This window comes from Paenibacillus sp. FSL R7-0179, from assembly GCF_038002265.1.
Classification (GTDB): Bacteria; Bacillota; Bacilli; order Paenibacillales; family Paenibacillaceae; genus Paenibacillus_AQ.
Genome location: NZ_JBBOCC010000002.1, coordinates 1,654,322 through 1,678,045, shown reverse-complemented (window position 1 = coordinate 1,678,045; position 23,724 = coordinate 1,654,322). Strand labels below are relative to the sequence as shown.

Sequence of the window (23,724 nt, the reverse complement as noted above, 5' to 3'; positions counted from 1 at the left end):
ATTGCCTCATTCTTTGCGGTCCCCCAGGGCGGCTGATGACGGACCTTAACTCAGTCTATATCCTTGTCTGCGCCGTCCAGATTATCCTTCTGCAGCGAGGTCCCCCGCTCCTTATGGTTACGCAGACGCGCCGAGTGGCTGTCGCTCAGCATCCCTGCGGTCAGCACTGCATTCTCGCCGAATTTATTGCGCAGCATATCCATCGCTTTATTGAGCGACTCCTTCTTCGGCTGCCGTTCGTAGTCGAACAGGTCCAACTGAATGGCCGACTCCTCTTTGGGTATCAGCCCCTGGAGCGTTACCCCCAGCAGCCGCACGGGCTTGTCACCCTTCCAGTGGCGTGCGAACTGGTCACATGCCACCTTGTAGATATCCTCGGCGCTCTCCGTGGGAGCCTCAAGCTGACGGGAGCGGGTAATCGTCTTCATATCCGGCGTGCGGATCGTCAGCTGTACCCCCGCTGCAACCAGCCCCTGCTTCCTCAGTCTCCGCGCGACCTGATCGCTTAGGTTCAGCAGAATCGGGCGCGCCTCAGCCAGACCTACTACATCATGCGGCAGCGTGGTTGTATGGCCGATGGATTTGCTCTGCTCACGCTCAGGATTCACGATCCCGTGATCAATCCCGTTCCCCGCCCGCTTCAGCCAGGCGCCCATGACGCCGAAATGGCCGACCAGCATCGCCTCGTCCGCAGCCGCCAGCTGTCCGATGCTGTAGATTCCCAGCTTGCGCAGCTTCTCGGCCGTCTTGCCGCCAATCCCGAACATCTCATTGCACGGCTTGTCCCATAGCACGGAAGGCACATCACGCAGCCGCAGCACCGAGATGCCGCTGGGCTTCTTCAGATCAGAAGCGATCTTCGCCAGCAGCTTGTTGGGGGCAATCCCGATGGAGCACGGCAGACCCAGCTCCTCCATAATCCGCCTCTGCAGCGCCTCGGCAATCTCCGGCGGCGTTCCGAATTGCCGGGAGCCTGTGATATCCAGATAACACTCGTCTATCGAGACCGCTTCGAGCAGGGGAGTATAGCTGTAGGCAATTTGCATAAATGCATTCGAGTACTTGCGGTATAGATGGAAATCCGGCTTAATAAGCATTAAAGACGGACAAATCCGCAGCGCCTTCTGCACCTGCATGCCGGTGGAGATGCCCAGCCTGCGAGCGGCGTAGGAGCAAGTGACGATAATTCCCCTTCTAGCCTCCACGCTGCCCGCCACCGCTGTCGCCTTTCCTTTATATTGCTCCGGATCTTCCGCCTCATGCACAGAGCAGTAAAAGGCATTCATGTCCACATGCAGAATAACCCTGCCGCTTGCCGGATAATACTGATCCACACTCTGCATGGTATCCACCTTCTTATCTTCGGGGTTCCATTGTTATTGTCAGCATACCTCTACCCCGGCGGGAGGTCAACTTGCCAGTGAGCAGGTTGTGACGGCGCGGTGAAAAGTTCTTTGTTACTTTCCCGCGTAAAAATGCTATAATATAAAAATTAATTTCCTATGCGAAGGCTAATAACACTTTTAGGAGGACACTCATGTCTAAGTCTATCTCCATCTTCGATACCACCCTGCGTGACGGAACACAAGGCGAGGGGATCAGCCTGTCGGCGGATGACAAGCTGAAGATTGCCAGGAAACTCGACGATCTGGGTGTCCACTATATCGAAGGCGGCAATCCGGGCAGCAACAACAAGGACATCGAATTTTTCAAAAGAGTCCAGGAGCTCCATCTGAATGCCAAGATTACCGCATTCGGCAGCACCCGGCGCAAGAACACAGTGGCTGAGCAGGACGAGGGACTGCAGCGGATGATTAACGCCGGCGTTCCGGCGGCTACCCTGGTGGGCAAATCGTGGGATTTCCATGTTCACACTGCCCTGCAGACCACCCTGGAAGAGAACCTGGCCATGACCTTCGACTCCATCTCTTATCTGAAGCGCAAGGGCCTTGAGGTCATCTTCGATGCAGAGCATTTCTTCGACGGCTTCAAGAATAATCCTGAATACGCCGCTGCCGTTCTCACCCGTGCCCGCGAGGCTGGGGCAGACTGGCTGGTGATGTGCGATACGAACGGCGGCACCCTGCCGCATGAGATTCATGATATTGTGACAAGCATTGGTGTATTGCTGCCAGAAGCATCGCTCGGTATTCATACACACAACGATTGTGAGCTTGCGGTTGCCAACACCCTTAGCGCAATCGGCGCCGGTGCCCGGCAGGTCCAGGGGACCATTAACGGCTACGGCGAGCGCTGCGGCAATGCCAATCTGTGCTCCATTATTCCTACTCTTCAACTTAAGATGGGCTACCGCTGCATCCCTGGCGATTCCCTGCCGCAGTTAACCAACACGGCCCGGTTCATCAGCGAGGTCGCCAACGTGAACATGCCGGTGAATCAGCCTTATGTCGGTACAGCCGCATTTGCCCACAAGGGCGGCATCCACGTATCTGCCATTTTGCGCGATTCACGGACGTACGAGCATATCGCCCCTGAACTGGTAGGCAATAAGCAGCGTGTCCTGGTCTCCGAGCTTGCCGGACAGAGCAATGTGCTGTCCAAGGCGCAGGACATGGGCCTCAGCCTTGATCCAAGCAGCGAGCAGGCGCGCAAGGTGATTGACAAGATTAAGAATCTTGAACACCAGGGGTATCAGTTCGAAGGCGCGGATGCTTCGCTTGAATTGCTGCTCCGGGAAGCAACCGGCGAGATGAACGAGCTGTTCACCTTCGAATCATTCAAGATGCTGGTTGAGAAAACCGCCGGCCGCCCTGTCGTCTCCGAAGCCTTCGTTAAGCTGAAGGTCGGCGGCGAGAGCCTGTACACAGCCGCCGAAGGCAACGGACCGGTCAACGCACTCGATAATGCGCTGCGTAAGGCGCTGCAGACCTACTTCCCGCAGCTTAAAGACATGCACCTCTCCGACTATAAGGTCCGCGTGCTGGATGAGCAGGATCAGACCGCCGCGAAGGTACGCGTGCTGATTGAATCCAAGGACTACAGCGACACCTGGAGCACCGTAGGCGTATCCAGCAACGTGATCGAAGCGAGCTGGGAGGCTCTGGTCGATTCCATGCGCTATGCCCTCCTGGGACAGATTTCACTGGACCAGGGAATTCCGGCCAGCAATGAACCGAGAGGTCTGGTCAATCACTGATGTCTGCTTTTCGCTCTCAAGATTCTACAAAGCCCTCCGGGTGCGGAAGTTACTCCGCGCAGGAGGGCTTTTCACTATATGGCTGATTGCCTGTGCTAGGACCCGGTTAGCGCAATAATCTTTTTCTCCAATTCCTCTGCGCTCAGGACCCCCAGAATAATCTCGCTGATGATCCCGTTCTTATCGATCAATACATTGGTCGGGAACACCGCCCCGTTATACTTGTCGAAGATCTGGCCCTTCAGATCATACATCACCGGGAAGGTCAGCATGTACTTCTTGACGAAGCGTTCCGCATTCGGCTTGTAATCCTGGCTGGTCACGTTAATTCCGTATACATCCAGCACCTTGCTGTATTTCATTGCCAGCTTATTCAGCTCAGGAGCCTCCTGCCGGCAAGGATCGCACCAGGAGGCCCAGAAGTTAAGAATGACCGGCTTTTCCCTCGCCCCATCGACCCCATATTGCTTATCCCCTTCCTGCACTGTAAAAGGAGGCGCTTTGAGTCCTGCCGATGCACCAGTCTCCGGTTCTCCCGTCTGCTGCAGGACCGCAACCGCCTTAGGCTCCGATTTCACTTTATGTTCTATGGCAAGAACGGCCAGAAATACAATCAAGGCCAGAATCGTTACATTCCGTTTATGGACTGCTTTCATAGAGTTCAGATCCTTTACATGGAGGATTTTTCTCTATTGTACCCCCACTTGCTCCAGTTTCAAACGTTATCATAAAAAAAGAGGATTCCGTCAAAGACGAAATCCCATGAAGAGAGAGGGGTAAAGCTGACAGCGGCCAGGAAAGCCTCCGGCTGTTCGGACCGGACTCTTCCGTACAGCAGAGGCTGGGGAAGCTTCTGCTGCCCGGCTGCCGCAGGAGACCTGCGTACAGCTGCTGGTGCTGCCGCAGCGGGTGGCATGTGTATTGGCCCAGGGCCGATACGCAACGTAGCGCCTGACCCGCCGCCATCCTGATATACCTTAATAAGTGTCCGCCTTACATTGCAATCCGGCTAGTCTTACAACAATAGACCTCATGTCCTGCTTAGATAGGCGTACAAGTCGCCTAGTGTATCCACCTGGTTCTTTTGTAAGATCTGGCGGATGTAAGTAACCCACAGCTTCGCTGTCATCTTGGCATCCTCCAGCGCATGGTGACGTCCCTCAATAGGAATCTCATGGATCGCCAGCAGCTCATCCAGCGTGTAATTGCTGCGGTGCGGCTCCAGCCAGCGGGCCAGCATCATTGTATCCAGCACCCGGTGGGTTAACTGGACCTTGGAGGTCTTCCATAAGGCTGCGTTCAGGAATGCCTTATCATGGGCACTTCCGTGCGCCACCAGCACCCTCTGTCCGACGAAGGACATGAAGTTATGCAGGCCATCCATCAGCGGCGGAGCAGAGGAGGTCATCTCGGCTGAGATTCCGGTCAGTCTCGTAATATTGTCAGGAATCGCTGCCCCGCAGTTGACCAGTGTATAGAAGCATTCCTCTGCCTTGACCTCTTCGCCGACCACCCGGATCGCTCCGATAGACATAATCTCGTCTCCTCCTTGATGGGAGAAACCCGTAGTCTCCAGATCGAAAATCACCGTCTCCAGTTCAGAGAGCGGAGTATGCAGCACCTCAGGACGCCGTTTCTCGCGCATCAGAGAACGGATAAAGGCCATTTGCTGGGCTGTCTGCTGCGCCGATTCTCCGCCCCTCATGGAAGCGATGGCAGAGGGCATTCCGCCTTGCCGCAGATTATTCCAGAATCCTCCGCCTTTGCTCGGCTCCTTCATAGCTGTCTCCTTTCCGCTGACCGGAGCTGCCGCTGCAGCGCCTTATGCAGGCGTCTGATCAGCAGCAGGCTTTCCCGCAGCTCCGCCCGGAGCTGCTTATTCTTCAGATCATTCTCCGCATAATAATTACTGCTCACGAGCAGGCCGTCCGTCACCGTAAACGGCGTGTTCACCCGCATCCTGAGCGCTGTCAGACAAGCCCGCCTGATTTCTTCCAGATGCTGATACTGCTCCAGCTTAGTCAGCTCATCCAGCCGCTTCAGTGTCGAAGGAGCTTCAATTCCATGCAGCAGCGACAAGTGCCTGACAATATTGACAAGCGGAATGTAGAGGCCATATTTGACATCGAATCCGCCTGCATTATCACCGAACCGTTCCGTGAGCACTTGTCCCAGCAGGTTCAGCGTTGCCTTATGCCGCACGGTATTGCGCAGTACCGCCATCGTTAATTTGCTGTTATCCGTGAATCCGTTATGCAGGGCTTCCCGCCACTGTGCTGACAGCGCCTCACTTCCCGCTACATGCCGCATATCCGAAGCTATAATCAGGTACCTCACAGGCTCCCATTCGAGTTGCTCCATCCAGTCTGCCAGCTGGAGCCTCCAGTCTGCCAGTGACTTCCGCCAGAGCGGCTCAGAGCACATGACCCTGCCCTCACACTTCTCATAGCCAATGGCCTCAAGCACATCCGACAGCATGCTGCCAAAAGCCTCGAAATACCTTTTTCGTTCCCCCTCCAGCGCTTCCTCAACAATCAGCCCGTTATCCTGATCACTCCATAGTGTAGCTTCCTTCCGGCCCGCACTGCCGAATACAATAAAGGAATAGGCGCAGGGAGGCAGGCCGTAGCCCGCCTCCTTCATCTGCGCCTCACATATCCGTACCGCCGTCCCGGCAAGCTGGTCATGCATCGCATTGACCCGGTGCATCCATTCCTGAACGGGAATCACGCCCAGCTGCTCCAGCAGCACTTGTTGACAAGCGGTACGCCTCCTCTTAAGCTCCTCCGGCGAACCGGCTGTTACGATGGACAAGTAACTTTCTTCTTCGTTCCAATCTGCTGCCTCCATCGAAGCCACACGGTCCGCCTCCCTGCCTGAGTATATATATTAGTGTTTGAGGGTTTTGGATTCTGATTCACTGATCAGCTTCATTTGCTCAGGATAACCGTAAGTACCGTGCTCACTGATATCCAGACCCATCAACTCTTCTTCTTCTGTTACACGGATACCCATAACCATCTTCATCACATACAGGATGACAAAGGACATCACGGCTACGAATACGAAGGTTCCGACTACACCCAGCGCCTGCACGCCGAGCTGATGGAAGCCGCCGCCGTAGAAGAGACCTGCTTTACCTACAAGTGCGCCTTGTTCAATCAGATCAGGTGCTGCGAAGAGACCTGTAGACAACGCCCCCCACATACCGGCGATACCATGTACAGAGAAAGCATAGATTGGATCATCCAGTCCTGCACGCTCCAGCCACTGCGAAGTCATGAAGGTGAAGGCACCGGCAACAAGACCGATAATGATGGCTGCCCAAGGCTCTACGAAGGCACAGGCACCCGTGATGGCAACCAGGGCTGCCAGTACGCCGTTTAGCATGGCTGGAATATCGGATTTGCCGAAGTACAGCCAGGAAGCTGCAAGAGCTGCCAGACCGCCTGCCGCTGCTGCAATATTAGTAGTCAGTGCTACGTGTCCGAAGAATCCGCCCATAGGAGACAACGCACTACCCGGGTTGAAGCCGAACCAGCCGAACCAGAGAATAATAACACCAAGGACTGTGAATACCTGATTATGTCCCGGAATAATAACCGGCTTGCCTTCTTTGTTGAATTTGCCAAGACGCGGCTTGAGAAGAATGGTCGCTACTACTGCCGCCGTTGCACCTGTAAGATGGACTACTGTAGAACCTGCATAATCCTGCATGCTCAGCTCTGCCAGCCAGCCGCCGCCCCATACCCAGTGAGCTACAACCGGATAAATCACAACCGAGAAAAGAATTCCGAAGATAATATATACGCTAAGCTTAGCACGTTCAGCCATACCGCCGGATACAATCGCCAGGGAGACTGCCGCAAATGCCATTTGGAACAGGAATTTCGTATTTAGTGTAACATCGGAGAAGGCCAGGGATTCGAATGCAGAGGCTGTGGAATCGCCGCCGTAGAAGAAGCCTGTAGTTCCGAAGAAGCTGTTGCCGTTACCGAAGCCAAGGCCAAAGCCCAGTGCCCAGAAGCACAAGCTTGCAATTGCCAGTGTCAGTACCGTCTTACCGGCCACGTGACCGGCGTTCTTCATCCGGACCGAACCGGCCTCAAGTAATGCGAACCCTGATTGCATGAAGAATACAAGGATAAATGCCAGGAACGTAAATGCAGTGTCAAGTCCAATCTGCAGATCCGGTGCTGCCGGACCCTCAGCTGCGAAGGCGCTGACCGGATAGATCATCAGTGTAATCATACCCAGGAACATCATCAACATCTTTTTTTTCATATTGTACCCCACTCCCCAATGTTATATTTTCTAACAAAGCGTGAAACTCTTAATGTCATTATAATCAGAAGTCAGGTAAATTGACAAGACTATTTTTTTTGAATGCTTTAATTTAATTTTGGAAGCTGTTCCAATCTTCACTTAAGGAACGCTCCTGAGTACGATTACCGGTAACCCGCAAGAATTAGCGCGCTTCCTTACGTGCCAATTATGCAAACGCATACAGACAATAGAGCTCTTACCTTAGCATCATACTGTATTTTTATTAACGTCTATTAGTAAAGATGCCTTTTCTTATCCCTTGATTACTCCCGTACCACGCTCTGCCTTCTTCAATTCTGAAGATTCCCCGCTTCCATAAAGACATAAATATATGACGCGATATGTTATGTTTTAAATAACTTCATCCTTTCTTAGAAGCCTCTCGCCCCAAGCATCTTTATGAAAAGTCAGCATATACTTTAAAGTAAGCGTCACGTTTGACTGTACGGTTTCCAATTTGATATGATTATTTCACGCAGTATATAGTGAGGTGAGATAACTTGGAGATATGACCCTTTACCGGATCGGAGAGCTGGCCAAGGCGGCCGGCATCAGTGAACGTACCATTGATTATTATACGAAGCTCGGACTGATTACACCTGAATCCAGGAGCATGAAGAACTACCGGCTCTACAGTCATGAAACCTTAGTCATTCTGCAACGTATTAATCAGCTTAAGCAAGAGAAATATACATTGGAAGAAATCAAATCCCTGATGGGCAAGTGGAATGCAGCCACACCTGAGGCTGAGGTCTCCGGGAAGCTGGTCCAGCTTGAGCTTCAGATGCAGCAGCTTGAACGGGAAGTGAAGGCCCTGGAGCCCGTGATAAGCGGTTTGAAGCCTGGCCAGGCCAACCGCGCACTGGCCGCACTGATTCCTCAGGGTGTCGCCTGTATGGAAGCGATCCGGCTTCTGCTGACGCAGGGCCCGCCAATGTAACAGCTTGTAATTTATAATGGAGGAATGAGCACCTATGATGCCACTAATGTATGTATTGTTAGCTGTCGCGTTTATCTTTTCTGTATGGGCCCAGTTCAGGGTCAAGGGCAATTTCAAGAAATGGGCCAAGGTGCCGAACATGAACGGCTTAACGGGTTACGAAGCTGCCCGGCGTATGCTGGATGCCAACGGACTCTACGATATTCCCATTGAACCGGTTCAGGGAACCCTTACAGACCACTACGACCCGATTAACCGCGTCGTGCGGCTGTCGGAGCCTGTATATTATGAAAGCTCCATCGCAGCGGTCTCCGTCGCTTGCCACGAGATCGGCCATGCGATCCAGCACAAGGAGCATTATCCGATGCTGGCGCTTCGCCACCGGATGTTCCCGGTCGTGAACTTTGCCTCCGGGGTTGCCCCCTTCATGCTGCTTGCAGGCTTCATCTTCAGCTCGTTCAATCTTATTGGACTCGGCATTATCTTCTTCTCTGCCGCAGTTGCCTTCCAGCTGGTCACACTGCCTGTCGAATTCAACGCCAGCAGCCGTGCGCGCACGATTATGCTACAGCAGGGCTTCATCCGCAACGACGAAGAGCGCGGCGTGGCCAAGGTCCTGAATGCCGCAGCGCTCACCTATGTTGCCGCAGCGCTGGTATCCCTGATCGAACTGATCCGCTTGATCCTGATGTTCCTCGGCAACCGCGATTAAGATCTATACGACTACACAGACAATACCCCGGTAGGCTATGAGCCGACCGGGGTATTGTCTGTGTGTCTGTCTTTGAAATAGGTAAGCAGGAAGTTCCGGAAGGACTGGGCGACCAGCGGCAGCTTACCTTCTGCCCGGTGAATCAGCCCGACGGTTCTGGTAATCGTAGGCTCCACCACCCGGACCTGCGCAGGCTGCATCGGGTTGGTCTGGTAGAGTGCCATCTCCGGCAGCAGGCTTACCCCCATCCCGGCGGCTACCAGACCGCGGATCGTATCCGTCTCCCCGCCTTCAAAAGCAATCTGCGGCTTGAACCCTGCCGCGAGGCAGGCCTGCCACACAATCGGCCGCAGCGAGTAGCCTTGGCTGAACAATACGAATTTCTCGTCCCGCAGCTGCTCCAGCCGGATCACTTCTTCGCTGGCAAGCGGATGATTCTGCGGCAGAATGGCGAACAGCTCCTCGGTCATCACGATATCTCCGGCCACATGCCCCACATTCTCGGGGAACGGCGAGATGAATGCCAGATCCACCTCTCCAGAGATAACATCCTTGATTAAGGAAGGATAGGCCCCCTGCTTGAAGCGGAATTTCACATGGGGATAATGACGGCGGAACTCCGCCACAATCGAAGGAATCAGATGAGTCCCGAGGCTGTGCGGGAAGCCGATGCGAATCTCGCCGCGCTCCGGGTCAAGGAATTCATGCACCTCAGCCACTGACCGGTCGAGTTCATTCAGCACCGACTCCACTCTTTTGCAAAAGAGCTGCCCGACAGGTGTAAGCTGCAGGTTTCTCCCCTTCTGCATGAACAGATCCACCCCCAGCTCCTGCTCCAGCTGATGAATCTGGCGGCTCACCGCTGATTGTGCGACATGCAGCTCCTCCGCTGCTCTGGTGACATGTTCCTTCTGGGCAACCTTCAGAAAATACTGCAGCTGTCTAAGCTCCACGATTACACCCTTCCTTATCGCCGGTTTCGTTTGAATACACGGATGATTAGCCCATAAATGAAGAATCCGGCGATCAGGCCGCCGATATGAGCCATATAGTTGATATATGGAGTGGCAAAGGATGTGATAATCCCCATCACCAGAAGTCCATAGAGTGTCTTGCGCGAGCCCTCATCCATCATTGCCCTCTGGAACAACGCAATATAGAGGAATGCGCCATAGACAGCGTAGATCGCCCCCGAGGCCCCTACAGAGACAATCCCAATCTCCACAGGCCCGAGGCTGACCACTCCAAGCAGATTAGCAACGAAACCTCCGCCCAGATACAGCAGCGCATACCGCCACCAGCCCATCAGCCGCTCCAGCGGCGGGGCAAACACAAGCAGCGAGAAGCTGTTGAAGAACAAATGGGCAAAGCCGTTATGCAGGAACATCGCCGACGCGTAGCGCCACAGCTCATCCTTCTCAGGACCCACATTCACTGTAGCCCCATACTTCACAAGCGTGTTCAGGTTGGTAGAGCCGCCATTCAGAGACAGCACGATGAACATAACCACGTTGGCCAGAATCAGCGCACAGGTTACAGGATAATACCGGAGATAACTTCTCCACTTCTCATATCTTATAAAAATCATAACACCCATCCTTTTATGTATGTTGTCCAGCTCGACATCCAGCTTCTAAAAAGATTATAATTTATTCTGGCAGGTACATGCCAATATTGCAATTCAAGGAGGAAACAAGCACATGACGCAAGAAAGAACAGGCGTAGCCACATTCAAGGGCAACCCCATCACTCTGGTAGGCCCGCAGCTGAAAGCCGGAGACCCCGCGCCGCAATTCACGGTTAGCAAGAATCTCCTGGAAGATGTTACTCTTACAGATTACGCTGGCAAAATCAAGCTGATCAGCGTTGTACCTTCCCTGGATACCGGTGTGTGCGATGCGCAGACCCGCCGCTTCAACAGCGAGGCTGCCGGTCTTGGCGATGATGTTGTCATTCTCACCATCAGTACAGACCTTCCCTTTGCCCAGGCCCGCTGGTGCGGCGCCGCAGGCATTGACAGTGTAATCACCCTGTCCGACCATAAGGAGACTTCCTTCGGACAAGCCTACGGCGTCCTTATCAAGGAATTCCGTCTCGACATGCGCTCTATCTTTGTTGTAGATAAGAACGATACTTTGGCTTATGTCGAGTATCTCGGTGAAATGGCTGAGCACCCGGACTACGAAGCGGCCATTTCCGCAGTTAAGGCTCTGCTGTAAGCTGGAACGGACAGCACTGATAGGTTATACAGCCTTCGAAGCTATAGATGTGCATTTTTGAAAAAAAGCGGCAGAAGGTCATCCTTCTCCGCTTTTTGCGTATGATGATCAATAAGGATAACCGCGTTCAGAGCGGGCTGTCCCGCTCCCGGAAACCGCATACAATCCCGGCAAAACATGCCCAGGTACTTGTCCTTAATCCACCTTATATTTGCCCAGCTTCTTATCCAGAGACTGGTACAAACGCTGAATGACACGGTAATTGGCACCCAGATCGCCGAGCGACCCTCTGGATGCTGAATATATATCTACGGCACAGCGTACGGGCGTGGTGCTTAGCACAGATACGGTGATATCCAGCGAACGGCCTAACGCCGTTCTTTTCTCCAGCGTGATCTCCCCTACAGACTGCACTTCATGCAAGACCTTGTATCCAGGAATTTTCTTCAGTGTTGCGGAGACTTCATCCCACGCCTTGTCTCTTGAAAGATTGTAATAACGCGTTTTCAATGCCGGATCTTTGGCACGGTCGCTTGTTCCGTCATGACTGCGAAATAAACCGACCAAGGTTCTTTTCAACGACAAAATTCTTCCCCCTCTTCAAATCCCAAGTTCACTACCTTAAGTGTAACACTCTTGTCCGCGGAACAAAAGGGCATTGCTCACTTTAACCTTGAAAAAGGCACCCTCTACCCGCAAGTGAGCAGGTAACAGGGTGCCTTGTCGATTCCATTAGAAAACCCGCCTATGCCGTCCGGCTGCAGTGTCTTCTGAACCTGCTAGAGCAGGTGGGTGACCGCAGAAGTCGTTTTTGAATTCCCCAGGTCATATAGACAGGGCTGTTCAGCCGCGCTTCATGTAGATCTCCCAAGACATTATCATTGGTTCAAAACAACGAGCAACCATAACGTACATCGCAGGATTTATAAACATTATAGTGCGTTTTGACGAAAAAGTAAACCTGTATACGCTTTATTTAACACCGGGATCATTTTCCGTTGACATTACTGCCCGGATGATCAAAGGAATGTTAAGTCCGCTTGAAATCCTTACCGGTGTCCTTGTCTCTGTCGTCTTCATCCTCGTCTTCGTCATCCTCGTCATCGTCGTCATCCGACGCAAGACCTTCATTCTCAGCCGCTTCCAGTGCGGCCTGTTCTTCAGCCAGCTTCTTTTTCTCCACCTGTAATTGCAGCTTATTGTATGTAGCGAAGAAATTAAAGAAGGCAAGCATAGCAACCAGCGTAGGAATACAAATCACGTAGAGAACCGGATACCGCAGACCTATATAGAGAAGAACGCCTGAACCAATCAACGTCGAGAACACACGGATCGGCCGTGCGATCGTGAGCAGAATCGAATTGGTTACCACTTCCTTGAACGTCATCTGGTAGTGAACTACGATAGAGAAGAAGTTAAACATCGATACGAACAAAATAATCATCAGCACCAGCATCAGGATACCGACGATCTTAAAATTCGGCATTTGTGTCATGTATACGGTCACATCAACGTACATCACGACAAACAGCAGGGTGTAGATAAGCCCTCCCAGCATGCTTTTCAGATAATTCTCTTTGTACCCCTGAAAAAAAGTGCGGAATGTACTTACATCGGTATTGCCCATTACCCATTTGCGCACCACTGTAAATAACGCCGACGTCGCCGGAAATACAGTGAATGGCGCGAATATTCCAAGTACCCAGTTCAGCATAATCTGCTCATTCGGTCCGCCTGCCTCTGAACCCAGCATGAGGATCTTCAGAATTCCTGCGAACAGGAACGGTATCGAACACAATGCCCATAATATATTGCTGAAGGCGATGCGTGAGATCCATTCCGTGATGCGGTATATACCGCCCATTGCTCCTTTAAACTCCAATTCCCTTCCTCCTGTCTATCTTGTGCATACTGCGTATCTTAACTATACCTGTTTGTACTGGACTTTTCCAGCGCCCAAGTTTACAAGTTCTAGGTAAGTGTCTAAGCAAGCACTGCAATACGTCCATATATTACATTGTAACCACAACAAATCCCCCATGTTCAAAGGAGGTTGACCTCATGTCCGCACCTGGCTGCTGCAATCCCTGGACTTCCACCGGAACAATTCTCGTGCTCTTCATCCTGCTGGTCATTATCAGCCGTACCTTCATCTAAGCGAATCTGCAGTAAAAAAGAAGACGGGAACCGGTAACGGTTGCTCGTCTTCTTCAAGGTGTTCTGTTATGTCTTAAGCGTCATAATCCTGCTTGGCCGGCCGGGTGCTTGTGCTGCTCGGACGCGAGGATGGTCTTCCGTCTGTGTTACGGCTCGCTCCATCACGGTTGCCTTTGTAGCCGCCGCCGTAGCTGCTGCCGCTTCCGCTGTTGCCGCCATAGCCGCTGCTGTAGCCGCCACGGGTGCTTCCGCCGCTGCTGGAGTTATCACGATTTCCGCGATAGCCGCCGCCGCTTGCATTGTCACGGTTACCGCGATAGCCGCCACCAGAACCAGAACCGGAACCGGAACGGTTGCCGCCATAGCCGCCGTTAGGCTTACGCCCGCTGCGGATATCGTTCTTGCCTCCGCGGCGCTTGGCACGGATCGGATCTTCAGGAGTCAATTCAATTTGCGCATCCTTATTATCGCCGGTTAGAAGCTTCATCGCTGCGGACAGCAGCTGTACAGAATCATATTGCTCCAGCAATTGAATGGCAATTCCTTTGTATTCATTCAGTTCACCTGTCTCAACCATAGCCAGCAAACGTTCAGCAGTAATGCGCTGTTTGCCTTCAATAGCCTCAGCCATTGTAGGAAGCGGTTTGCGGGTAATGCGGTGACGGGTAACACGTTCGATCAGGTGCAAATGGTCAATCTCACGCGGAGTTACGAAGGACCATGCCGTTCCTTCTTTGCCGGCGCGGCCAGTACGGCCGATACGGTGTACATAGCTCTCAGGGTCCTGCGGAAGGTCAAAGTTGATAACATGCGTTACGCCGGATACGTCCAGGCCGCGTGCAGCCACGTCTGTAGCTACCAGTACATCAATGCTGCCGTCGCGGAATTTGCGCATTACAGCGTCACGCTGGTTCTGCGACAAGTCACCATGCAGGCCGTCAGCGGAATATCCGCGCTTCTGCAAGCCTTCAGCAAGCTCGTCTACCCGGCGCTTCGTGCGGCCGAATACAATCGCCAGATCAGGCGATTCCATGTCAATCAAGCGGCTAAGCGCTTCGAACTTCTGGCGTTCAGGCACTTCAATGTAAGCCTGGTCGATAAGCGGTGCGCTAATCTGCTTAGGAATTACGGATACATGCTGCGGGTTCTTCAGGAACTGCTGGGCAAGGCGTTGGATGTTAGGAGGCATAGTAGCCGAGAAGAGCATGGTCTGACGTTCTTCAGGAACGAGCTTGAGGATAGTCTGGATATCCTCCATGAAGCCCATGTCGAGCATTTCATCGGCTTCATCCAGTACGATCGTCTGAACATCATCCAGGCGGATGGTCTTGCGGTTGATATGGTCCAGGAGGCGTCCCGGTGTACCAATAATAATCTGTGGTTTTCTCTTCAGTCCGCGGATCTGACGGCCGATATCCTGCCCGCCGTAGATAGCCAGTGAACGAAGTCCTTTGAAGCGGGTCAGCTTACCGATTTCTTCAGCAACCTGGATGGCAAGCTCACGCGTCGGCGTCATTACCAGTGCCAGGATCTTCTCTTCTTCTCTTGCGATCTTGGAGATGAGGGGAATTCCGAAGGCTGCGGTCTTACCTGTACCCGTCTGTGCCTGGCCGATCAGATCCGATCCGGTCAGTGCAAGCGGGATTGCCTGCTCCTGGATGGGTGTTGCTTCCTCAAATCCTAGCTCTGTGATTGCTTGAAGTACTTTTGGCTCCAAGCCGAATTCTGCGAATGTTTTCAAATTATTCATGCTCCTTCTATACAGTGGACATTCCACATGCTTGTCTGTATTCTTAAGTAGCGGTAAACACATTTATAGGCTGTCCAATCATGCCGTATTTCCTGCATGGTTTAGCGCGTATTGGGACAAAAAAATGTCCTATGATCAGGCCACTACTTACACCTGACAATTGCAGTTTCGCATTCTAAGCAATGCAAAAATACCATTGTAACGTCCTACTCAAGAATATCCTATACATTATATCACAAACCCAATCAGGAATACCAGTGTATTCCTTACTTTCATTACTTACATGACACTCACACTACACTCAGAGGTGAATTTGCTTGGTTAAACTAAGACTATTCGGGAGCTTTCTTGCCGTTCTCTTTGGGTCAGCGATGATCGCAAGCGGCTTTAATCTGTTCCTGATCCCCCACAGACTGCTCAGCGGAGGCGTATCCGGCCTTGCGATGCTGGCCGGTTATTTCACTCCTTTTAACATCAGCTTACTGTATTTACTCTTCAATATCCCGCTGCTTGCTGCCGGATGGTTCCAGCTGGGCCGGAGATTTATCATTCTGAGCATTGTCTCTGTAGGGGCAACAACCTGGTTGATGACAGTCGTGCCTGTCGTTCAGGTCTCTTCGGATATGCTGCTCGCCTCTGTGTTCGGAGGAGTGCTTGTAGGTGTCGGGGCTGGTGTATCCTTCCGCGTAGGAGGCTCCTCGGGCGGCTTCGATATTCTGGGCTCCATTATAACACGGTACCGGGACTTCCCGGTAGGCAATGTGCTGGTCGGTCTCAACGGCCTCGTCATTCTTGCTGCGGCCTATTTTGACGATAACTGGAATCTGGCACTTGCCTCCATGGTGTCTATATACGTCACCGGTAAGGTGGTCGACTTGATTCATATCAGCCACATCAAGGTTACCGTGTACATCATCACCAACCGGACTGACGAGCTGCTGCAGCAATTGCTGGGCCTTCAGCGCGGAGTTACAAAATTTAAGACGGAAGGTGCTTATTCTCATGTAGAACGGGACATGCTAATGACAGTGACCACACGGTATGAGCTTGCGGAGCTGAAACGCATTATCAAAACAAGCGACCCGCAGGCATTTGTAAATATTGTCGAGACTGTCGGTGTGATGGGCTCCTTCCGCAAACGTTAATTTATAAGAAAATGCTTATCCGTTCAAATTATGTTATATTATAGCTACGCAGGACCTTAACAATTTCATGAAGATTGTGATTTACCCTCTTTTTTCCAGGCACTTCGTTTTTCCGGGTGGACCCTGAATTCTGATTCAGTTCGATTCGAAAAAGGAAAGGGTGATTTTTGTGGAAATGGAAACGGTAAAACTGTCAGCAATCGTCATGAGGTGGTATCCGGATATGATACCGTTCCTGAAGCAGGACGAACTCAATTCTGTAATCGTACTGCGTGACGGTCTGAGTATTCTGGAACCGGCAGATGCCATGGATATCATCCATTACAGCATTTGCGAGCATCAGAATTCTGCGTATCTTCATTGAGCAAGCTGCCGTAAAGAGCAAGTTGTAATAGTTGCCGCCCTGGTCATTGGCCTTCGTGCCAGTCCGGGGCGGCATTTACTTTTATATTCAGCGGTTCAAAATCTGTACATCCCGTTTATAAACAACAAGAGCGGAAAGTAGACATCAAAAAATTACGGGTATTGTTACAAGTCTGTTCTTTTTGGGTGCATCCGTTACCTTATACTTTATAAGGAATGTACATAAAGGGAGCGAATAAGAAATGAATATCACCTGGGCTTTACTGATGATGGCGCTGGGAGGCGTGGGTGTCCCGAACCAGGGACATGAAGCCGATGTGGCAGCAGTACTGCAGGGCGCCATGAATCCCCCCATCGTCGCAGAACACACAACGAATCCGGAAGCAGCATTACCGAACGGAGGCGGCACTGCCTCTCCAGCACCTTCCCCAAGCGCATCGCCGGAGACAGCTCGTATTGCTGATCCGCAGCCGGATGCTCCCAAGGTTAAAGGGATATACGTGACTGCTTACAGCGCCGGAGGCGCACGCATGGAGACTCTGCTTGCCCTGCTGGACAAGACTGAGCTCAATTCCATGGTCATCGATATTAAGGATGATGCCGGATATATCACCTACAAGACAGACAATGCTGAGCTTCAGCAAATGGGGCATCCCCAGCCGTTCATAGGGGATATCAACAAGCTGATGACCCGCCTGAAGGAGCATAATGTCTACCCGATTGCGCGGATTGTAGTATTCAAGGATTCTGTGCTTGCCAAGAAGAACAAGGAATTATCTTTCGTTAACAAAGACGGCTCTGTCTGGGCCAACAAAGGCGGAGACAGCTTCGTCAATCCTTATAATGAAAATGTGTGGAAGTATAACGTAGATATTGCCAAGGAAGCCGTTAAGCTCGGGTTCAAGGAAATCCAGTTTGACTATGTACGCTTCCCTGAGGGCTTCGAGAAGCGTGCAGACACTCTGAAATACACGAAGAGCGACAGACCGCGTGTGGAAATTATCGCCGACTTCGTCAAATATGCCAAAGCTGAGCTAGCTCCGCTTGGAGTTCGGATTTCGGTAGATATCTTTGGCTATGCCGCCTCGGTACCTGCCGCAGAAGGCATCGGCCAGGATTTCGTGAAGATCTCCAAGAATGTCGATGTTATCAGCCCGATGGTCTATCCGAGTCATTATTCCACCGGCTGGTTCGATGTGAAGGACCCCGACAAAGACCCTTATGCTACCATTAAGGGTTCAATGGTCGATACGCACAAGAAGCTAAACCCGCTAGGCAGCTACAAACCGGTGATCCGCCCATGGATTCAGGATTTCACCGCCAGCTGGCTGGGCAGCGGGCATTATGTCAAATACGGCAAAAAGCAGGTTGAAGATCAGATCCGTGCCTTGAAGGATCAGAATATCGACGAATTCCTGCTCTGGAATGCCAACAACCGCTATACCGCCGATGTGAAGTACGACCAATAAGCTTTCTGCAATTATCCGGATGTATCTATAGCCGCACGATATCCATAGCCCGGCAGCTGCCGGGCTTTTTACTGGGAACATTTACACTGGAATATAAGTATCCAAAATAATGATAACGGGGCATTGATGATTATGAAACAGACTTCTTCCATTAAGCAAAAGGCCGGGCAATTCCTTCATATATTGCTTCCGATTCTGATTACTCAGATTGCATTGTCAGCCATTACCTTCTTCGACACCAATATGTCCGGCAAATTCGGCACGAATGATCTGGCCGGCGTAGCCATCGGCACAAGCCTGTGGATTCCGATCCAGACAGGCCTCAGCGGTATTCTTATGGGGATCACACCCATTGTATCTCATCTCCTTGGCAGCAAGCGGGACAAGGATGTGGCCAATCAGGTGATGCAGGGCATTTGGCTCTCCCTGATCGTATCGGCGCTCGTGCTGATTCTTGGCAGCCTCGCTCTCACACCGATCCTGAATTTCATGAATCTGGAGCCTGCCGTACGCGATATTGCCTTCCGCTTCCTCGGTGCCATCTCCTTCGGCGTTATCCCGCTGTTCGGCTATACCGTTGTCCGCAGCTGTATTGATGCCCTGGGCCAGACCCGCGTCTCCATGTTCATCACCCTGATTGCCCTGCCGGTCAATGTAGGACTTAACTATCTGCTGATCTTCGGCAACTTCGGCTTCCCCCGCCTTGGCGGCGTAGGCGCAGGCGTTGCCTCTGCGATCACGTATTGGGTCATCTTCCTGATTGCCCTAATCTTCGTCTACCGGGCCGAGCCTTTCCAGAGCCTGCAGATTTTCCGTAAATTTCACGCGGTGTCTCTGGTAAGTCTCAAGGAGCTGCTGAAGATTGGTGTGCCTATCGGCTTTTCGATCTTTTTCGAGACGGCGGTGTTCTCGGCTGTAACCCTGCTGATGAGCCGCTTCGATACGATTACAATCGCTGCCCATCAGGCCGCCATTAACTTCGCCTCCACCCTCTACATGATTCCGCTGAGCATCTGCATGAGTCTGACGATTCTCGTCGGCTTCGAGAGCGGCTCCGGCCGGCTGAAGGACGCACGCCAGTATGGCATTATGGGCATTGGTACGGCGGCTGTCCTCTCCCTGCTCACAGCGCTGGTGCTGCTCTTCGCCGGGAATCATGTCGCCGGGCTGTATTCGGATGACCATGAGGTGATCTCGCTGATCCAGCATTTCCTGATCTACGCGATCTTCTTCCAGATCTCCGATGCTATCGCAACCCCGACCCAAGGTGTGCTGCGGGGATATAAGGATGTTAATCCTGCGTTCGTCATCTGCTTCATTGCCTATTGGGTGATCGGCCTGCCTGTCGGATACCTGCTCGCCACTTATACTTCGCTTGGGGCCTACGGCTACTGGATCGGACTCATCACCGGCCTTGGCATCGGCGCAATTCTGCTGCTGGCCCGTCTCGTCAGGGTGCAGCGCAGATTCGCTCCGGAGAAGGCTTGAATTAACGCCACAAAGTTCAGCTGTAGCTTCGATGTAGAACCAAAAACAGCCACAGACATCCGGGAGACCCCCTTCGTCTGTGGCTGTTGTGCTTCACCGGCTTTTTACCAGCAGATCCACCGCTTCCTTAATCACTTGCTCAGGGGAATTCCCCTTCGCCAGCTCTTCCTGGATACAATGCTCCAGATTATCTCCGATTACTGCACCGATAGAGCGGTCTACCGCTGTCCGGATCGCAGTCAGCTGAGTCACAATCTCACGGCAGTCCTTGCCTTCCTCCAGCATCCCTAACACGCCTCTTACCTGACCTTCAATACGTTTCAAGCGGTTGGTAATAGCTTTATCATATTCCACTGTCAATCAGCCCCCTCTAGATGAATAGGTTCACGCCGGAGTCCTCGGCAGCTCCAAGATAGCTGGCAACACCGCCGAAGTCCACACCCTCAATTAATTCCTCCTGCTTGATGCCCATGATATCCATACTCATTGTGCAGGCCATCAGCTTGACCCCCGCATGCAGTGCCCCCTGCATCAGATTTTCCAGAGACTCCACATTCTTGCGGCGCATCGTATAACGGATCATTTTGGCGCCAAGCCCGCCCATGTTCATTCTGGATAAGGGAAGCTTCCGCGTTCCCTTCGGCATCATCAGGCCAAACATCCGGTCGAGTGCATGTTTCTTCACCTGTGGAGACTGCCCCCGGCGCAGAACATTAAGCCCCCAGAAGGTAAAGAACATGGTTACCTGCTTGCCCATCGCTGCGGCGCCTGTTGCAATAATGAAGGAAGCGATGGTTTTGTCCAGATCACCGCTGAATACAATCATCGTGGTTCCTTCAGAGACTGCTGCCTGTCCCGCCGCTACCCCGGTTCTGTCTTCCGGGTCTTGTCCTTTGCGTACCAGTGCGTGAACTTTGCCTCCGGATACATCCACAGCTTCCAGCGTATTCCCCGTCTTGCTGCACCACTGCCTGATGTCAGCGGCAAACCCGAAATCCGTTGCAGTGATCTCTACCCGCTGGCCTTCCTCCATAGAACCTATAGTCTCATATACTTTGAGTATAGGGCCGGGGCACTGTAATCCGCAAGCATCCAGTAAGAGCTGAGGCTTACTGCTAAGCTGTTCTTTGATATGGACTATCCCGGCGGGAGACGGGTCCTCTTTTCTCAAAACTGGTGCTCCTGTCTTCCCGGAATCTCCAGTGTTAGCCCCCCTTGCCATTGCTGCGTATGTCTTGTAGCCTCCGTCAACGTTTCGTACTGCATATCCGTATTGGGTTAACATCCGGGCAGCAATGTAGCCGCGCAGCCCTACCTGACAGGATACGGCGATCTTCTGATCCTGCGGAATCTCTGAAAGACGGTCTCTCAGCTCAGCCAGAGGAATATTGATGGACTCGGGGATATAACCGGCTAACCGCTCTGCTTCGTCTCTGACATCAATGATAAGACCGGAAGTGTGGGTGAATTCGTCCACCTCATGCCATTGCAGATTGCGGACGAGTCCTTCCATCACATTAGAGGCAACATAGCCTGCCATATTGACCGGATCTTTGGCCGAGGAATACGGCGGCGCATACGCCAGCTCCAGATCTGCCAGCTCATCAGCCTTAAGCTTGCTGCGGATAGCGGTGGCAATGACATCTATTCTTTTGTCGACACCGGCACTTCCGGCTGCTTGCGCTCCATAAATCTCACCTGTCTGCGGGTTGAACAGCAGCTTGAGCGCTATTGGCACAGCACCGGGGTAGTAACCGGCGTGGGAATTCGGATGGATATGCACAGCTTCAAAGGGAACGCCCAGTGAACTAAGCGTCTTCTCATTATTTCCGGTCAGCGCAGCTGTCATATCGAAGAGCTTGATAATCGCCGTACCTAATGCTCCTGTATACGAGGCTTGCCGCCCATTGATATGATCAGCGGCCAGACGCCCCTGACGGTTGGCCCCCCAGGCAAGGGATACCATGGTATCGAACCCCTGAACACGGTCCTTCACTTCAATGACATCACCAACAGCATAGATGGACGGATCACTCGTCTGCAGTGAAGCATTCACCTTAACCGCCCCCCGGATGCCCAGCTCAAGTCCGCAGCTTCGCGCCAGGTCATTCTCAGGACTGACCCCGATCGCCAGAATAACCATATCCGTGCTAAGCTCCCCGCCGGAGGAGAGACGAACCAGACGGCCTTGTTGTTCAAAAGCTTCTACGCCCTCATTCAGCCGCAGCTCTACCCCATGCAGACGCATATGCTCCTCCAGCGGACGAACCATCTCCAGGTCAAGCGGGTTAAGAATCTGTTCCCCCCGGTCAATTACAGTTACGGCAAGACCCCGTTCCCGGAGATTCTCAGCCATTTCAAGGCCGATAAAACCGGCTCCAATTACAGTGGCATGCCGGGGGTGACGGCTGTCCACATATGCCTTGATACGGTCCGTATCCGGAATATTCCTCAGTGTAAACAGGTTATCCGCCTCAGCGATTCCGGGAAACGCCGGAACGATAGGCTTCGCGCCCGGAGAGAGCACTACAATGTCATATGGAATGTGCAGTGTCTCGCCTGTTGTAACATTGCGGCAATGTACCTCCTTGCGTTCACGGTCAATCGCCGTTGCCTCGGTGAAGATTCTCACATCGATATTAAAGCGCGCCTGTATACCAGCCGGTGTCTGCAGGAACAGCTTATCTCTTGAATCAATCGTCTCTCCAATATAATAAGGCAAGCCGCAGTTGGCAAAAGAAACATGCTCTCCCCGCTCTATAATTATAATGTTGTCTTCTTCGTTCAATCTTCTTAAGCGCGCTGCTGCGGATGCCCCTCCGGCAACTCCGCCGATAATGACTATAGTTCTGCTCATATTATTTCCCTCCTGTTTGTATACCCCTATGGGTATTATAATATACGGGTGGGGGTATATAGTCAAGCCAAAAAACGGAGCAGTCTCTTCCGGAAATGGAAGGATGACTGCTCCGCTAAGGATTGGAGATTGGATGAATTCTTGTAGTTGTTACTGGGATAGACGGGAAGCCAATTCATACAGCTCGATATTGAAATCTTTCTTCGTGTTCACTACCTTGTCGATATCGGTAAGAACCAGTTCCCCTTTAATAATCCCGCACGCCTTGTCCGATTCGCCTTCGATCAGCTTGCGGACCGCGAAATCGGCCAGACGGCTGGCAAGGTTACGGTCTCCCGGTGTTGGTGTACCCCCGCGCTGAATGTGACCCAGTACAGTTACACGGGCATCCAGGGAAGCATGGCGGTCTTTGAGAGCCTGAGCAACATCCTCACCTTTGCCTACGCCTTCCGCTACAATGACGATACTGTGACGTTTGCCGCGTGCGAAATTATCCTTCATCCGGTCAGCTACCTCATTCAGATCATAAGGCATTTCCGGCACCAGAATGGTCTCCGCCCCGGAAGCCAGACCCGCATGCAGAGCGATATCTCCGCAGTGACGGCCCATAACCTCTACGATGGAGGAACGTTCATGGGAAGACATGGTGTCGCGCAATTTATTGATCGCATCCACTACTACGCCTACGGCAGTATCAAACCCAATCGTATAGTCTGTATAAGAAATATCATTATCAATAGTGCCCGGAAGAGCCATCGTCTTGATTCCCAGCTTGCTGAGCTTGTTGGCGCCATGATAAGAGCCGTCTCCGCCGATAACAACCAGACCGTCGATGCCAAGCTCATTCAGAATGTCAGCACCCTTCTGCTGGCCTTCCGGCTTCATGAACTCCAGACAGCGTGCAGACTGCAGAACGGTACCTCCGCGCTGGATAATATCTCCGACACTACGCAAATCCATCGGGAAAATGTCACGGTTCAAGAGGCCCTGATATCCGCGCTGAATGCCGAATACCTCAATTCCGAAGTAGATCGCGCTGCGGACAACCGCACGCACTGCGGCGTTCATCCCCTGGGAGTCTCCTCCGCTGGTTAATACTGCGATTTTTTTTACGTTTGACATACTGTTAGTTCCTCCTTAA

The 23,724-nt window shown here is 52.3% G+C and carries 22 protein-coding genes and 1 other RNA gene; 9 read left to right on the top strand and 14 right to left on the bottom strand.

The annotated features are described in order from the left end of the window. Positions 1-50: 50 nt before the first annotated feature. Complete coding sequence (locus tag MKX63_RS23705) at positions 51-1,343, bottom strand: DNA polymerase IV (RefSeq protein WP_341020509.1); 1,293 nt, start codon at positions 1,341-1,343, stop codon at positions 51-53. Positions 1,344-1,537: 194 nt separating this feature from the next. Here MKX63_RS23705 and cimA point away from each other — a divergent pair, with 194 nt between their 5' ends. Continuing rightward, the gene (gene cimA, locus MKX63_RS23700; protein WP_341020508.1) at positions 1,538-3,157 is read left to right on the top strand and encodes a citramalate synthase; all 1,620 of its coding nucleotides are present in this window, start codon (positions 1,538-1,540) and stop codon (positions 3,155-3,157) included. A gap of 95 nt (positions 3,158-3,252) precedes the next feature. On the opposite strand, the gene MKX63_RS23695 is transcribed toward cimA, so the two are convergent. From MKX63_RS23695 to MKX63_RS23680, 4 genes are all read right to left on the bottom strand, one after another. Further along, complete coding sequence (locus MKX63_RS23695) at positions 3,253-3,813, bottom strand: TlpA family protein disulfide reductase (RefSeq protein WP_341020505.1); 561 nt, start codon at positions 3,811-3,813, stop codon at positions 3,253-3,255. Between the two features lie 374 nt (positions 3,814-4,187). Beyond that, on the bottom strand, positions 4,188-4,937 hold the full coding sequence (locus tag MKX63_RS23690) for an exonuclease domain-containing protein (protein ID WP_341020503.1): 750 nt from the start codon (positions 4,935-4,937) through the stop codon (positions 4,188-4,190). Continuing rightward, the gene (locus MKX63_RS23685) at positions 4,934-6,007 is read right to left on the bottom strand and encodes a DUF294 nucleotidyltransferase-like domain-containing protein (RefSeq protein ID WP_341023229.1); all 1,074 of its coding nucleotides are present in this window, start codon (positions 6,005-6,007) and stop codon (positions 4,934-4,936) included. The genes MKX63_RS23690 and MKX63_RS23685 overlap by 4 nt, the downstream gene beginning before the upstream one ends. 39 nt (positions 6,008-6,046) lie before the next feature. Further along, the gene (locus MKX63_RS23680; RefSeq protein WP_341020501.1) at positions 6,047-7,441 is read right to left on the bottom strand and encodes an ammonium transporter; all 1,395 of its coding nucleotides are present in this window, start codon (positions 7,439-7,441) and stop codon (positions 6,047-6,049) included. Positions 7,442-7,991: 550 nt separating this feature from the next. Between MKX63_RS23680 and MKX63_RS23675 the strand changes: the two genes are divergently transcribed. Then, on the top strand, positions 7,992-8,423 hold the full coding sequence (locus MKX63_RS23675; RefSeq protein ID WP_036702199.1) for a MerR family transcriptional regulator: 432 nt from the start codon (positions 7,992-7,994) through the stop codon (positions 8,421-8,423). A 34-nt stretch (positions 8,424-8,457) separates the two neighbouring features. Beyond that, positions 8,458-9,135: a zinc metallopeptidase gene (locus MKX63_RS23670; RefSeq protein WP_445323538.1), complete on the top strand. Its 678-nt coding sequence runs from the start codon at positions 8,458-8,460 to the stop codon at positions 9,133-9,135. A gap of 35 nt (positions 9,136-9,170) precedes the next feature. On the opposite strand, the gene MKX63_RS23665 is transcribed toward MKX63_RS23670, so the two are convergent. Both MKX63_RS23665 and MKX63_RS23660 read right to left on the bottom strand, forming a co-directional pair. Further along, complete coding sequence (locus MKX63_RS23665; RefSeq protein ID WP_341020497.1) at positions 9,171-10,088, bottom strand: LysR family transcriptional regulator; 918 nt, start codon at positions 10,086-10,088, stop codon at positions 9,171-9,173. Between the two features lie 14 nt (positions 10,089-10,102). After that, positions 10,103-10,723, bottom strand: coding sequence for a rhomboid family intramembrane serine protease (locus tag MKX63_RS23660; RefSeq protein WP_341020495.1), 621 nt, complete (start codon positions 10,721-10,723; stop codon positions 10,103-10,105). Positions 10,724-10,835: 112 nt separating this feature from the next. On the opposite strand from MKX63_RS23660, the gene tpx reads away from it, so the two are divergent. Then, entirely contained in the window at positions 10,836-11,354 is a 519-nt protein-coding gene (gene tpx, locus MKX63_RS23655) for a thiol peroxidase (RefSeq protein ID WP_340754751.1), read from the top strand. Positions 11,355-11,549: 195 nt separating this feature from the next. Here tpx and MKX63_RS23650 read toward each other — a convergent pair whose 3' ends face one another. From MKX63_RS23650 to MKX63_RS23640, 3 genes are all read right to left on the bottom strand, one after another. After that, positions 11,550-11,939, bottom strand: a complete 390-nt coding sequence (locus MKX63_RS23650; protein WP_036725209.1) for a DUF1499 domain-containing protein — start codon at positions 11,937-11,939, stop codon at positions 11,550-11,552. Positions 11,940-12,088: 149 nt separating this feature from the next. Continuing rightward, positions 12,089-12,280: non-coding RNA, 6S RNA (gene ssrS, locus MKX63_RS23645), on the bottom strand. A 104-nt stretch (positions 12,281-12,384) separates the two neighbouring features. After that, positions 12,385-13,236, bottom strand: a complete 852-nt coding sequence (locus MKX63_RS23640) for a YesL family protein (RefSeq protein ID WP_341020491.1) — start codon at positions 13,234-13,236, stop codon at positions 12,385-12,387. A 179-nt stretch (positions 13,237-13,415) separates the two neighbouring features. Between MKX63_RS23640 and MKX63_RS23635 the strand changes: the two genes are divergently transcribed. After that, positions 13,416-13,511: a hypothetical protein gene (locus MKX63_RS23635; RefSeq protein ID WP_036702210.1), complete on the top strand. Its 96-nt coding sequence runs from the start codon at positions 13,416-13,418 to the stop codon at positions 13,509-13,511. A 73-nt stretch (positions 13,512-13,584) separates the two neighbouring features. Here MKX63_RS23635 and MKX63_RS23630 read toward each other — a convergent pair whose 3' ends face one another. After that, entirely contained in the window at positions 13,585-15,252 is a 1,668-nt protein-coding gene (locus tag MKX63_RS23630) for a DEAD/DEAH box helicase (RefSeq protein WP_341020489.1), read from the bottom strand. A 326-nt stretch (positions 15,253-15,578) separates the two neighbouring features. Between MKX63_RS23630 and MKX63_RS23625 the strand changes: the two genes are divergently transcribed. The 4 genes from MKX63_RS23625 to MKX63_RS23610 all read left to right on the top strand — a co-directional run bounded on the left by MKX63_RS23625 (position 15,579) and on the right by MKX63_RS23610 (position 19,726). Then, on the top strand, positions 15,579-16,406 hold the full coding sequence (locus tag MKX63_RS23625; protein ID WP_341020488.1) for a YitT family protein: 828 nt from the start codon (positions 15,579-15,581) through the stop codon (positions 16,404-16,406). Between the two features lie 175 nt (positions 16,407-16,581). Continuing rightward, a complete protein-coding gene (locus tag MKX63_RS23620) occupies positions 16,582-16,770 on the top strand; it encodes a hypothetical protein (RefSeq protein WP_171718441.1) in 189 nt (62 codons plus the stop codon). 241 nt (positions 16,771-17,011) lie between these two features. Next, positions 17,012-18,238, top strand: coding sequence for a putative glycoside hydrolase (locus tag MKX63_RS23615; protein ID WP_341020486.1), 1,227 nt, complete (start codon positions 17,012-17,014; stop codon positions 18,236-18,238). A 132-nt stretch (positions 18,239-18,370) separates the two neighbouring features. Continuing rightward, a complete protein-coding gene (locus MKX63_RS23610) occupies positions 18,371-19,726 on the top strand; it encodes an MATE family efflux transporter (protein ID WP_341020483.1) in 1,356 nt (451 codons plus the stop codon). Between the two features lie 93 nt (positions 19,727-19,819). Here MKX63_RS23610 and MKX63_RS23605 read toward each other — a convergent pair whose 3' ends face one another. The 3 genes from MKX63_RS23605 to pfkA all read right to left on the bottom strand — a co-directional run bounded on the left by MKX63_RS23605 (position 19,820) and on the right by pfkA (position 23,705). Then, entirely contained in the window at positions 19,820-20,080 is a 261-nt protein-coding gene (locus tag MKX63_RS23605; protein ID WP_209990974.1) for a metal-sensitive transcriptional regulator, read from the bottom strand. 16 nt (positions 20,081-20,096) lie between these two features. Beyond that, on the bottom strand, positions 20,097-22,583 hold the full coding sequence (locus MKX63_RS23600) for a CoA-disulfide reductase (protein WP_341020482.1): 2,487 nt from the start codon (positions 22,581-22,583) through the stop codon (positions 20,097-20,099). 150 nt (positions 22,584-22,733) lie between these two features. Further along, positions 22,734-23,705 carry a 6-phosphofructokinase gene (gene pfkA / locus MKX63_RS23595; RefSeq protein WP_341020481.1) on the bottom strand — a complete coding sequence of 324 codons (972 nt, stop codon included), beginning with the start codon at positions 23,703-23,705 and terminating at the stop codon, positions 22,734-22,736. Positions 23,706-23,724 lie beyond the last annotated feature (19 nt).